This window comes from Ignatzschineria indica (genome assembly GCF_003121925.1).
Taxonomy (GTDB): Bacteria; Pseudomonadota; Gammaproteobacteria; order Cardiobacteriales; family Wohlfahrtiimonadaceae; genus Ignatzschineria; species Ignatzschineria indica.
Genome location: NZ_QEWR01000003.1, coordinates 41,369 through 54,769, shown reverse-complemented (window position 1 = coordinate 54,769; position 13,401 = coordinate 41,369). Strand labels below are relative to the sequence as shown.

Annotated in this window: 7 protein-coding genes; 5 read left to right on the top strand and 2 right to left on the bottom strand. The window is 44.1% G+C overall.

Translation table 11 applies throughout. From position 1 onward, the window contains the following. Positions 1 to 88: 88 nt before the first annotated feature. Together dbpA and DC082_RS06225 are read left to right on the top strand one after the other, a co-directional pair. A complete protein-coding gene (dbpA, locus tag DC082_RS06230; RefSeq protein ID WP_109236241.1) occupies positions 89 to 1,486 on the top strand; it encodes an ATP-dependent RNA helicase DbpA in 1,398 nt (465 codons plus the stop codon). A gap of 274 nt (positions 1,487 to 1,760) precedes the next feature. Next, complete coding sequence (locus DC082_RS06225) at positions 1,761 to 7,184, top strand: tetratricopeptide repeat protein (RefSeq protein ID WP_109236240.1); 5,424 nt, start codon at positions 1,761 to 1,763, stop codon at positions 7,182 to 7,184. On the opposite strand, the gene DC082_RS06220 is transcribed toward DC082_RS06225, so the two are convergent. Continuing rightward, positions 7,178 to 7,855: a YdcF family protein gene (locus tag DC082_RS06220; protein ID WP_109236239.1), complete on the bottom strand. Its 678-nt coding sequence runs from the start codon at positions 7,853 to 7,855 to the stop codon at positions 7,178 to 7,180. The genes DC082_RS06225 and DC082_RS06220 overlap by 7 nt on opposite strands. A gap of 107 nt (positions 7,856 to 7,962) precedes the next feature. Further along, on the bottom strand, positions 7,963 to 9,222 hold the full coding sequence (glyA, locus tag DC082_RS06215; RefSeq protein WP_109236238.1) for a serine hydroxymethyltransferase: 1,260 nt from the start codon (positions 9,220 to 9,222) through the stop codon (positions 7,963 to 7,965). Between the two features lie 156 nt (positions 9,223 to 9,378). Between glyA and DC082_RS10740 the strand changes: the two genes are divergently transcribed. From DC082_RS10740 to parC, 3 genes are all read left to right on the top strand, one after another. Continuing rightward, a complete protein-coding gene (locus DC082_RS10740; protein WP_157957413.1) occupies positions 9,379 to 9,576 on the top strand; it encodes a hypothetical protein in 198 nt (65 codons plus the stop codon). A 197-nt stretch (positions 9,577 to 9,773) separates the two neighbouring features. Beyond that, positions 9,774 to 10,439 carry a protein-L-isoaspartate O-methyltransferase family protein gene (locus DC082_RS06210; RefSeq protein ID WP_109236237.1) on the top strand — a complete coding sequence of 222 codons (666 nt, stop codon included), beginning with the start codon at positions 9,774 to 9,776 and terminating at the stop codon, positions 10,437 to 10,439. Between the two features lie 636 nt (positions 10,440 to 11,075). Beyond that, positions 11,076 to 13,325 (top strand): DNA topoisomerase IV subunit A, encoded by a 2,250-nt coding sequence (parC, locus tag DC082_RS06205; protein WP_109236432.1) that lies wholly within the window; start codon positions 11,076 to 11,078, stop codon positions 13,323 to 13,325. Positions 13,326 to 13,401: the final 76 nt, after the last annotated feature.

Genomic DNA, 13,401 nt, shown 5'->3' with positions numbered 1-13,401 from the left:
GAATACTATTTCTCACCTTAAAAGGTGTTATTCGCTATAAAGTTCAGTATCATCTCTCTTTGTTTCTATTGATAAGTGAGTCCTATCTGTGTCAACTTTACATTTTTCTGATCTCTCCCTTCCTAAAGCGCAACTTCGAAATTTAGAGGAGTTAGGTTATCACCAGATGACGCCGATTCAGGCAAGTTCTCTCCCTACGATTTTAAAAGGGGGAGATCTGATCGGTCAGGCGCAGACAGGAAGTGGTAAAACCGCCGCTTTTGGAATTGGCTTATTGGAATCGATCGATCTTAAGCATTTTACAACGCAAGGATTGGTGATCTGCCCGACAAGAGAGCTTGCTGAACAAGTTCGTCAGGAGATTCGTCGCTTAGGTCGTTATCTTCCTAATCTGAAGATCTCTGCGATCTGTGGTGGCGCGCCGATTCGGCATCAGATCCATTCACTGTCACAACATGCACCTCACATTGCGGTGGGAACGCCGGGGCGACTTCTTGATCATTTAGGGCGAGGAACACTCGATCTCTCCCATACGAAGGTATTAGTCCTAGATGAGGCCGATCGTATGCTCGATATGGGATTTGCAGATGAGGTGGCGGAGATTATTCGTTATATCCCTAAAAAGCGGCAAACACTCCTCTTCTCAGCAACATTTCCTGAAGATATTCGTCGGATGAGCCACCAATTTCAACATCGACCGAAAGAGGTTGTTGTGGAAGCTTTAGTGGAGAATCGCCCGAAAATATCACAGAGTGTGGTTCTCGTAGAAGATGGAAGAGATAAGCCGGCAGTAACCGCGGAGATTCTCTACCACTATCGACCACAATCCTCTGTGATTTTCTGTAATACTATTGCCACGACCATTGAGGTGACTGATTTTCTACAGCGTCATAGAATCGATGCTTTAGCGCTCCATGGAGATCTTGATCAGAAAGATCGGGATCAAGTTTTGATTCAATTTAGCAATCGCAGTTGTCCTGTTTTAGTGGCAACGGATGTAGCGGCAAGAGGGCTTGATATTGATGATCTCTCTTTAGTGCTCAATTTTGATGTTCCCTTCGATCCTGAAGTCTATGTCCATCGCATTGGCCGAACAGGGCGTGCCGGCAAAGAGGGGCGCGCACTCACCTTTTCGTTAAGCTATAAGCAGGAGCGAATAGAGATGATTGAAGCTGCTTTAGAGGAGCAGTTTCCACGAATCGCTGCCACAGAATTGAAGGGAACGCCCGCACCGCTACATGCAGAGATGGTGACTATTGAGATCAATGAAGGGCGGAAAGCGAAGATTAGTGCCGGCGATATTTTAGGGGCATTAACTGCGAATGAAGCCATTAGTGGAAGTGATGTCGGTAAGATCACTCTTTTGCCGATGAAAGCCTATGTTGCCATCAAGGCACCGCTTGCTAAAGTCGCTGTTGACCAGATCTGGCGTCGGCCGATTAAAGGGATTGAATGTCGAGCAAGAGTTTTAAGATCGTTTAATTAGATGCTTAATTAGATGCTTAATTAGATGTTTAATTAGTTTGTTTAACGAGTTGAACTAGCTTGGTGCATTAAGATTAAGATTAAGATCTAGATCATCTTAGATTACTTTAGCCATTTGGCTTAGATATTTTAGTGGGAATTTATGTCATAATTCCCACTATTTTTTTGCGTTTCTTATTTTCATCTTCTCTACTTATTCATCCTTTTTATCACCCTTTTTCATTACACTTCTTCATCATACTTCTTTATCACTTCAGATCAATCATCAGGCCTCTATGAAAAAATTAACCCTATCACTTGCGATCACTTCGCTTCTCTATCTCTCTTCACCTACCGCAATGGGGGGAGTCTCTTCAGGATTTGACGCCTTAGTCGCAGGAGAGAATGAGAAGGCTTACCAACTTTTTGTGAAAGAATCGAAAAAGGATAGCAATGCCGCCTTTATCGTAGGAATGCTCTATTACTATGGGATCGGTGTTCCTCAAGATGATCAACAGGCTGAAACGTGGCTCTTAAGAGCGGCAGAGGCAGGGAATGGGGAGGCACTCTATAACTTAGGTTATCTTCGGGCGGAGAGAAAACTTCCGGCGACAAGTGGTGATGCATCGGGGTTAGAGCTCCTTTTAGAGGCAAGTCATGCCGGCATTGATGATGCAGTGATCATCCTAGCGATTAAGTTGTTAGAAGAGGAGGGGATGCCGGAAACATTTTTTACAGAAGAGGTGACATTACATCTCTTAAGTCAATTGACACAGATTGCAAATGGCGAGGGGGAGAATTCAGGATTAGCAGGGATGGTTTTGGCAAGTACGCTTCTCTATCCGCTTCCTTTTCAGCCTTCAGGACCTGATTATTTGCGTGCAGTATCTCTCTTAGAGGAGAGTTATGAGAAAGGATTTATTCCAGCTGTGATGGGGCTTGCCGCGCTCTACAATGAGGGAGGATATGGTTTAGAGGCTGATCCGATTAAAGCGGCATACTATGAGGCGATCTTATTAGAAAACTTTATGATCTTAGCGCAGATCTCCGATCTCTTCCCTAAGGAGCATTCACACTACCGTGCGATGACCCCTCAGCAACGGGTGCAATATCAGAAAAGCTTAGAGACGGCGGCGGCAAAAGGTTCCGTCTCTGCACTATTACAACTGATTTATCGTTATGAAGTGGGAGAGGGCGTGGAAAAAGATCCGCTTAAAGTTATCCACTATCAAGAGATGTTAGCTAATTTAGGAACAGGCGAGGCACTCTACGCTTTAGCATTAATGCAGTTAGAGAGTGAAAAGATATTAGCCTTTCAGACGATGCAACGAGCCGCAGCGGAGGATTATCTACCGGCAATCCATTGGTTAAGTGACTCTTTTAACTATGGTTGGAATGATGATAGTTCGATCATTGCCACTTATGAACTGCAAGGTGCTCATTTAGGTGATACTCGCTCTATCAAAGCGGTGGTTGATCGTCTTTATGATGAGCGATCTAATGTCGGATGGTGGAATGAGAGTAGCCGACCACTTGCAATGATTGAGAAAGAGCTCTACGACTGGCTGATTCAGTGGCAACAGGTAGCTCAGAATGAATCACAACCCTATCTTGAATTATCAGAAGCTTATAAGCAGGGATTAGGTGTTGCGAAAGATCCTGAGATAGCATTGAAGACATTACAACAGGGGATTGAAAATGTGGAGTCTCATCAACAATTGCTGCTCGATTTAGCCGATTATTATCGCTTAGGTTTCGGGGTAGAGAGAGATCCTAGCGTTGCGATGGGCTACTACTTACAATCAGAGGCGATCGATAGCACTTTGCAAGGATTAGAAGGTGTGATAGCGCTCTACTTTGAGAGTGATGGTTTTCAGCGAGCGCTTCTAGCAAATCATGATGGGAATGTTGATGGTGGTAATGTTGGTGCAGATCTTTCACCGATTGCGCTTTCACCCCTCATGCTCTTAGAGCTCTTTGAGGTAGAGCTTACGCCTGAGCTTACCGATAAGGTTGCCGATAAGGTCACATATGCCGCGAAGCAAGATGGCGCTCTTTTAGTTGATGCTACTATTTCAGCACAGCTTTATGAGCATCTATTAGATCGCTTAGAAATTCTGCTTGGGATTGAGGGCTATGAGTCACGTTACAGCTATCTTTTGGCTGATCGTTATATGGCGCAATATTGGGCATTGTTAGCGCAAATTGAAGAGGAGCCAACATTAGCAGCGAGTCTATCGGAGGCGTTAAACGAGGCATTAGCGTTAGCGAAAAGTTATTATCGGGGGGCTTCTGATCTTAGTGAGCAGGCTCATCTTCATGCGGCAGAAGCAGAGATTGCATTAGCCAATGCGCCGATGCTGTTAGACTCTGGTCACATAGGTATCGATCAGGAGATTCAAAGAGCCTATTTGCGTGCGGCAGGCCATAATCTACAACAGATTCAGACACTTCTTTTAACAGAAGAAGAGCTGAAGGCGGCCTTTTTAGATCTTCAGAATCATTTTGATGATCCTTCTCGATTTCTCAATAGGGATGAGACTGAACGTGCTTATCAGAGTCTGTTTCAGATTATGGAGGCACTTCCATCGCTACAAAGTTGGTATGGTGAACGCTTGCTGCCCGGCAACCAGAAAGCTTTTTTAGCACTTCAACAATATTATGTCGCTCAATCGGCCAAGATTCCTAATTTTGCCCAATATTATCTAGCACTTGAAGCGCTAGCGCAAAGTAATGCTAATACTAATGCTAATGCTAATGCGCCTGAAATGGCAGAGCGAGCTCTAACGGCATATTCAACAATAAAAGAATTGGCTGAGCGTGATTATCTGCCGGCAATCTATCTTCTTGCAGATCGCTATCAACAAGAGGATGCGCTCTTGATTGAGGCATTAGGTGGCTCACAGTTAGATCTTCTCTTCTGGCTAGAAAAAGCAGCTCAACTGAAAGAGGATGAAGCGATCTATCGTTTAGCGGAGATCTATTATGATCAAGATCTCCCCTTAATGTTAGCGCCGGGGGAGGGGGCTCGTCTGGCAATCACTTATTATCAACAATTGAGCGATCCCGATTATCGATTTGCGAAATATCATCTAGAAGAGGCAAAAGCACGCTTAGAGCGGTATCAAGAGATTCAGCAAGGTGTTGCGAAAAAAGATCCCGAATCGCTCTTTCTACAATCACAGATCTATCGTTATGGTGAGTATGGCGCGATGATCGATCTTCAAAGAGCAGATCAGCTCCTTATTGAGGCGGCAGAGGCGGGGTCTATCGGTGCTATGCGTGCCTATTATGATCAATATGTATCAGAAATGGAGATGGATGAGGCCACCTTGGCACGTTTTAATCGTTACCATATCGCCTATGTTCATCTCACCCATCGGGATTGGGAGACTCAACGGTTAGCCGATCGCTATCTGAAAGGGGATCGTATTCCTGAAAGTCGGAAGAAAGCGCGGGAATATTATCAATTTGCGATGGCAAATGATCCCGATAGTAGCGCCTATTACGATCTTCGACAGATGGATCTCTTTGATAAAAATATGCCTCTTGCCGAGAAGGGTAATAGCAAAGCAATGCTCACAATTGGGCGGGCTTATAGTAATGGCGCCGGTGTTAAGGAGAATCAGGAGCTTGCATATCACTGGTTAAAGCGTGCCGCTGAGAGTGGCGACCGAGATGCGGCCTTCTATTTTGGTGTGATGGCGCAAGAAGGGATCATTGATGAGGCAGGCGAGATCATTATCGCTCCCGATTGGGAGTTAGCCCTAACATGGTATGAAGCGGCTTCTCCTCGCTTTAAGGCGACCATTGAAGATCGCGTTGAACGCTATCGAACGCTCTATCAACCTGCGGCTGCCGGCGATTCTACGGCAATTTTAGCGTTAGGGGAGCTTCATCTCAATGAGTATCGCTCTTATGGAAAGCCTTATGATCTTAAAATGGCGAGAAGTTATTATGAAGAGGCTTTAGCCCTCGGGGTACTTGAGGCTCATTTAGGCTTATCAAAGTTGTTGGAGGGGGAGGCGCGTCATCACTATCTGGAGAATCTGCTCGATCGAAGTCAGAGTGAGGCGGCATATCCTGCGTATCAAGCTCCCGATTTTCAATTGGGGCTTATAGAGATGCTCTTGATGCAGAGTGATCAGATCAGTTTAGCGCGTCTGCAATTTGCCATCTCCCAATTAGAAAAGATTGCAATAGATCCTCAAAATAGTTCAAAGATACGAATTGCCGCATTTCAACAACTCTTAACTCTCTATCAGAGAGAGTATGTTGTTGATGAAGTGGTTGTATCTGCCCCCGATTTTGAGAAGAGCCGAGCACTTGCATTGCAATATAGCGTAGAGTTTCCCATCTTAAAGAGAGTGCTTGCCGATACGCTCTATGAATTGAGAGAGGAGAAGGCGCAAGAAGAAGCATTACAACTCTGGAAAGAGGCAGGGGATGAAGGAGATTATATCTCGTTGATTCGTCTCTACCGCCATCATCTTCCCCGCTCATATGAGAAGATCAGTTTAGCGGAGCTCAATACGTTAGAATCACTCTACCTACAATATTTAGCCATTGCGCCGGCGTATCCCGTAGGCCCGAGCACTTATCGTGAGTTTTTGAAAAACTATGAGATCGAAGGAGTTCTTGATAATAGTACGCGGGCGGAGATGAGCCTTATGTTAGCGGCTCTCTGGGAGGAGAATGGGGTCGATTTTATTCGTAATCCACAAAAAGTGAAGTATTGGTATGCGCAATCGTTAGCATTTGCTGTGGATGATCGTATTGTGACAAGGCTTTTAGAGATGGCAGAAAACGAATATCAACGCGTAGAAGCGAGTGGAGGAACGCAGGGGAATGAATCGACCAGAGCGCTTTCGATAGGGTTATTAGCCCCTTTAAGTGAAATCTATCTCTATAGTGCGACATTAGGGAAGCTCGATCAGGATCATTTCAATCAGAATAACGATCGCTTTGATAAGCTAACATCGTTACAGAAGCATGCTTTAATGCAACTTGCCCAGCGATATCAAGATCTTCGGGATTATTCCGATAGTTGGGTTGTGATGGAGACCCTTCAAAGTCTCGATGAAGGGGATCTGCATGCCGCTTACCGTTTAGGGGGCTACTACTTAGAGGGGCGTTATGTGCGCCAGAATATTCCAAAGGCACTCTACTACTACCAATTAGCCGGTGAAGCGGGGATTGCAGATGCCTATAATCGACTAGGTCATCTCTATTGGGAAGAGGAGTATGGTATTGCACAAGATTACGCACAAGCACTCGCCTACTTTGAAAAGGGTGCCGCATTAGGTGATAGCAATACGGCCCATCTTGCCGGCGATCTGCTCTATTTTGGTAGGGAGGGAATTCAGCCCGATTATCAGCGTGCTTTCGATTATTACGATCAGACCGATCTTGCCACAGGTAGCCATCATGCCTTAGCAAAGTATAAGCAGGCGGAGATTCTCTATCGTGGTTTATTGCGGGATCTCACCATTGAAGATTTTGCAGAGGCATATCGTCTATTACTGTTAGCCGCTGAACATGGGGATCTACTCGCTATTGATGCGTTAGATCATTGGAGTTATGAAGCGGCTCTTGCAGAAGCTGCGGCTCGTCACGCGAAAGCAATAGAGACTGAGCTAGTGCGTGAGCCTAATGAGTCCACTGAGTCCAATGAACCCACCGAGTCAAATGAGTCAAATGAAGAATGGGGGGCTTACTGACGCTCTGGAAAATCTCGTAACCAAGAGTGCAGATAGGCAAGCGGTTCTCGTAGATGGGCGATGATCCAAGGTTTTACTCTTGAGGGTGTATCACTTCCTAAGCCATCTATTGTCTCCCAAGGGAGATTGTTTCGCTGGGCTAACATCATCGCGCGGGGAAGATGAAAATCATTGGTAATAATGAGTGGATGCTTAATCTCAATCCCTTGCTGCCGGAGGATCCGATCGCTATTGATAAATTGTTCGGCAGTACGGGTGGATTGTTCTTCAACAAAGATCTGCTCGTCAGGGATGCCGCGTGCGAGAAGATAGCGTTTCATCACCATCGCCTCACTCTCTGTTAACTGATCGGGATAACCGCCTGAAGTGATAATGAGCAGTTCCGGATGTTGTTGCCAATAGTGATAGGCAAGATCGAGCCTTTCCTTCAAGGTTGCCGTCGGCCTGAGGGGCTCTCCCTCAATTTTAGCGCCGAGGACAAGAATCAGATCGATTCTCTCTTCAGCCTCAGCGGTTAACTGCCGATATTGGGCGCTCTGAGTGGCGATCATTATATTGCTGATGATAAAAAATAGTAGGAGAGCAGAGAGGAGAAGCGCTAAAAGGAGTCGCGCGCGTCGAAGCGAACAGAGTCGTAGAGAGGCGTGTCTAGCTGAAGATTGGATTGGCATCTTGGTTTTGGTATGAATGCTGATTGATATTTTAAGGTTGATAAAAAAGGTTATCCTCTAAGAAGGATAACCTTTTTCCTAATGCTGCGTCTTATCGTCTGATTACCTTATACCACTGAATCTGGATAGACAGGGAATTTGTCACAGAGTGAAACAACATTTTTCGCAACGCGCTCAATCACAGAATCATCATCGATATTATCTAAAACATCACAGATCCAGTTTGCAAGCAGATCACATTGCGCTTCTTTAAAACCGCGTGTAGTAATTGCCGGTGTACCAATACGGATACCTGATGTCACAAAAGGTGATTGTGGGTCATTAGGAACAGAGTTCTTATTGACGGTAATATTAGCGCGACCTAAAGCTTCGTCTGCTTGTTTTCCAGTTAAACCACGATCGATAAGATCCACTAACATTAAGTGGTTGTCAGTACCGTTAGAGACAATCTTATAGCCACGAGATTGGAAGACGCGAGCCATCGTTTTTGCATTGGCAATCACCTGTTTTTGATACTCAACAAACTCAGGTTGTAGCGCTTCAAGGAATGCAACCGCTTTTGCTGCGATCACATGCATCAGTGGACCACCTTGAATTCCAGGGAAGATTGCTGAATTGAGTTTCTTCTCAAGTTCAGGGCGATTTTTACTAAGGATGAGACCACCGCGTGGACCACGAAGTGTTTTATGGGTTGTGGTTGTCACCACATCAGCATAATCGATCGGGTTAGGGTAGAGGCCTGCCGCAACTAAACCAGCAACGTGGGCAATATCAGTAAAGAGATAAGCGCCTACTTTATCGGCAATTTCACGGAAACGTTTAAAATCTAAAGTTTTTGAATATGCAGAGAAGCCCGCAACAATCATTTTAGGCTTATGCTCAAGCGCAAGGCGTTCCACTTCATCATAATCGATCAAGCCATTGTTATCGACGCCGTAATGGACTGCATTATAGGTTTTACCTGAGAAGTTAACCTTCGCACCATGGGTTAAGTGACCACCATGATCGAGGCTCATTCCTAAAACGGTATCGCCAGGATTTAAGAGTGCTAAATAGACAGCACCATTTGCTTGTGAACCTGAGTGGGGTTGAACGTTGGCATAATCTGCACCAAAGAGCTTTTTCGCACGCTCAATGGCAAGATCTTCAGCGATATCGACAAATTCACAGCCGCCGTAGTAACGTTTGCCGGGATAACCTTCCGCATACTTGTTGGTCAGTTGTGAACCTTGAAGTTCCATCACAAGCGGAGAGCAGTAGTTTTCAGAAGCGATCAATTCAATATGATCTTGTTGACGTCTATTTTCTTGCTCAACAGCCTCAAAAAGGGCGGGATCAAACTCTTTTAATGAGATATTTTTAAACATGAATCATTCCTTAGGGGTTAAGAACAAAAGATGTGGTGCGCTCTTAGTTTAGTTTTTCCGGCATAAGCTTGCAACTTAATTGTCATTCTCTAAGGGCATTCTTACCGGCATCGCTTTAGGTTTATTCTTTAGAGAAAATATCTTGCATTAAAGAGAATGGAAGAGGGAAGGGAGAATCAAAAGAGGCGTTGGAAGGCGAGACAAGAAGAAGCAAGAAGAGAAGCAAGAAGAGAAGCAAGAAGAGAAGCAAGAAGAGAAGCAAGAAGAGAAGCAAGAAGAGATGAGGGACACAGAAAGATAAAGAGTGCGAGAAGAGTGCGAGAAGTTGATGGATGTCGATTTGTGATTGAATAATTTCAATGAGCTTTTGAATGGTGGTATGATGTGAGGCTTATAAAGCTATTTTAGTGTTGTAGCTTAGAGCGGTCGCTTTCTTAAGATTAAGCTATCAAGAATTAAGCTATCAACAGAGATTAAAAAAACAGATCAACCGTGTTAATAATTGCGCAGAAGATTTCGGTGATGATTATTCGCTTTGGAAAGGTGGAAAAATGTTAGATAACGAACTTAAAATCCAACAAGCTCGCACAAATATGATTCAGCAGATGTTGAGACCTTGGAATATCCTCAATCAACGAGTACTTGAGGTTTTCGATGTGGTGCCCCGTAACCATTTTGTCCCTAAAGAGTATGAAGGTCTTGCTTTTTCAGAGACAAGAATTCCCCTCAATGAGACCCACTTGATGTTGCCACCGACTTATGAAGGGCGCTTTCTTCAAGAGATTCGTATCGAAGAGCATGAGAGAGTCTTAATTGTTGGAAGTGGTAGCGGCTTTTTAGCAGCTTGTGCTTCTCGCTTAGGGAATGAAGTTGTTGCGGTTGATATTGTTGAGCGCTTCAATGTGAATGCAGAAGCGATCACGCGTGAGCTTGGTTATACTAACATCACCTATCAAGCAGGCGATATTCGTGATATCTACCAAGATTTAGGCACTTTTGATGCCGTGATCTTTACCGGCTCTCTCCCTGAGATGCCAGAAGCATACTTTGAACTTCTCAATGAGAAGGGGCGTATCTTAGCAACAGTAGGTAAGAAAAATGCGATGCATGTAACACTCTTTACTAAAGTTGCCGGAGAAATTAGAACCGAACCTGTCTATGAGCGTGATTTAGAGCGCTTAATCGGCTTTGAGGATAAACCTCAGTTTGAGTTTTAAGTCGATATTTAAGAGAATAGGTCACGAAATATCTAACAGTAGATACTCTTTATAAAAAATCATAAATAGATCATTCAAGATCATTCAAGATCATGAATGAATCTTGAATGGATTCTTAAATAGAGTATCCCTAAACCCATCTATCTTCTGGGATTAGATGGGTTTTGTTTTATCACGCTATGCAATTACAGCGCTCAGTTTTTAATTGGTTATTGAGATTGATCATTGAGATTGATTATTGAGATTGTCTATTGAATGAAGTTTGATCTTATGACTATTTGATCTGTTTGACTGCCCTAAAAGGGTTTTAAGGCTTTATTATCACTATTAAAGCGTTGGTTGAGTCACTATTTGAACAAGTTTTACTTTCTTAAAAGTCATAAAATGATATAAACCTACTTCTTTCTTGTCTCTACAAGGAAGCGTTCTCTTCTTTAAAGAGAAAGAGTTGAGACATACAGTTGAGATATTAATTTGAGATATCTATTTGAGATATCTCAATCGATATATATTAGTTGAACTATATTCGTTGAAATATATTAGTCGAAATATATCGATTATTTGAGCTGTAAGACACAATTGAAGCCATTGAGCGAATTGAATAAATGTGGATTAATGTGGACAAATGGGAAGATTATGAGCCATCTAGCGAATAAAAACTTTGAAGTACAACCTGTTGCCGATTTTGCGCAAACGGCCTATTTAAACTACTCGATGTATGTGATTATGGATCGTGCGCTCCCCTATATCGGCGATGGATTAAAGCCGGTTCAGAGACGTATTATCTATGCTATGAGTGAGTTAGGCCTCAATGCCGCCAGTAAGCCTAAAAAATCAGCCCGTACCGTCGGGGATGTTTTAGGTAAATATCATCCCCATGGTGATAGTGCCTGTTATGAAGCGATGGTATTGATGGCACAACCCTTCTCCTATCGTTATCCATTAGTTGAAGGTCAGGGTAACTTCGGTTCGCTCGATAACCCCAAATCATTTGCGGCGATGCGTTATACCGAGTCGAAGCTCTCTCGCTATGCAGAGCTTCTTCTTAAGGAGCTTGGCGAAGGGACGGTCGATTGGGTTCCTAACTTTGATGGTTCGCTCGATGAGCCTAAACTTCTGCCGGCGCGTGTTCCTAATATCCTCCTCAATGGTGGGACGGGGATCGCTGTCGGGATGGCAACCGATATTCCTTCGCACAATTTACGAGAGGTGGCGAAAGGGGTCTGCGCACTGATCGACAATCCTGATCTTACCGGCAAAGCGCTCCATAAGATTATTCCGGCACCCGATTATCCTACGGGAGGAGAGATTATTACTCCTAAAGAGGAGATTTTGAGTATCTATGAGAAGGGCCGTGGCTCGATCCGTGTTCGTGCAAGATACCGTGTTGAGAATGATGAGATCATTATCTATGAATTGCCTTATCAGGTCTCCGGTGAGAAGATTCAGCAAGATATTGCAGCTCAGATGCAATCTAAAAAATTGCCGATGATTGAAGATATTCGTGATGAATCAGATCATGATGAGCCAGTTCGTATCGTCTTGATCCCTCGCTCGAGTCGTGTGGATGTTGAGATGGTGATGAATCATCTCTTTGCGACTACCGATTTAGAGAAGTCATTTCGCGTCAATATGAATATGATCGGTCTCGATCTGAAGCCAAAAGTAAAATCATTGGTGGACATTTTACGGGAATGGATTGAGTTTCGTCGTGGAACGGTGGTTCGTCGCTTAACATTCCATAAAAATCGTATTGAAAAGCGATTACATCTCCTAGAAGGGCTCTTAATTGCTTTTCTCAATCTCGATGAGGTGATTCGTATTATCCGTTTTGAAGATGAGCCAAAAGCGGAGCTAATGGCACAATTTAATCTGAGCGAGGCGCAAGCGGACTATATTTTAGAGACAAAATTACGACAGCTAGCAAAGCTTGAGGAGATGAAGCTTAAAGGGGAAGAGGCAGAACTTCGTGCGAAGCTTGAAGAGATCCTAGCGCATCTGAATGATGCCACAATGATCGATGCGTTGATTAAGCGAGAGATTACTGAAGATGCCGAAAAATATGGCGATGATCGACGCTCTAAAGTGGTGGAGCGAGAAGCCGCTGAAGCGATCGATGAATCGGCATTAGTCTCAAATGAACCGGTGATGATTGTTCTATCGAAGATGGGATGGGTCCGTGCGGCGAAGAGTCTCGATATCGATCCTGAAGGCTTAAGTTATAAGACGGGGGATCAATATCTCACCTCATGTATCGGTCGAAATAATCAGCAATTGGTTCTTTTTGATAGTACCGGTCGCTGTTATAGTACGCCGGCACATACATTGCCAACCGCAAGAACGCAAGGAGAGCCCATTACGGCGCGGATCAATTTAGCAGATGGGGCGAAGATTGAGCAGATTATCCTCGATAAAGAGGAGAGTCACTATCTTCTAAGTGCCACAAATGGTTACGGTTTTATCGGCAGTTATCGTGAGTTTTTAACGCGTCAACGTGCAGGGAAAGCGATGATCAATCTTAATGATGGTGCGATGATGCTTCCGCCTCAAAAGATTGAAGATATTGAGAATCAATGGGTGATTGCGGTTAGTGAACAAGGACGCTTTTTGGTGGTACCTCTGCGTGAATTGCCACAAATTGCAAGAGGAAAGGGTAATCAGATTATTGGTATTCCCGGCGCACAATTTAAGGCGAAGAAGGATTCCCTTGTGGCCACTTTAGTCTTCTCTAATGAGGATACTTTAGAGGTGGAGTATGGTAAGCGCCGCTTTAAGTTAACCCCAAGTGAATGGCAGCCTCTGATCGATGAGCGTGGAAAAAGAGGGGAAGAGTTACGCGTTAATCTGAAGTTAAAGTCGATTACGATTGCAAATAGAGCAGAATAGACTTATAATTTCGGGCTTGATAGTTACAACTGGTCGCGGTTGTAACACATTTTAAACACTTTTAATTGGAGCTAAC

Bases quoted from the DNA above. Each gene is read 5' to 3' on its own strand.
- DC082_RS06225 (WP_109236240.1), top strand. From the start codon at position 1,761: ATGAAAAAATTAACCCTATCACTTGCGATCACTTCGCTTCTCTATCTC.
- DC082_RS06220 (WP_109236239.1), bottom strand. From the start codon at position 7,855: ATGCCAATCCAATCTTCAGCTAGACACGCCTCTCTACGACTCTGTTCG.
- glyA (WP_109236238.1), bottom strand. From the start codon at position 9,222: ATGTTTAAAAATATCTCATTAAAAGAGTTTGATCCCGCCCTTTTTGAG.
- DC082_RS10740 (WP_157957413.1), top strand. From the start codon at position 9,379: ATGGAAGAGGGAAGGGAGAATCAAAAGAGGCGTTGGAAGGCGAGACAA.
- DC082_RS06210 (WP_109236237.1), top strand. From the start codon at position 9,774: ATGTTAGATAACGAACTTAAAATCCAACAAGCTCGCACAAATATGATT.
- parC (WP_109236432.1), top strand. From the start codon at position 11,076: ATGAGCCATCTAGCGAATAAAAACTTTGAAGTACAACCTGTTGCCGAT.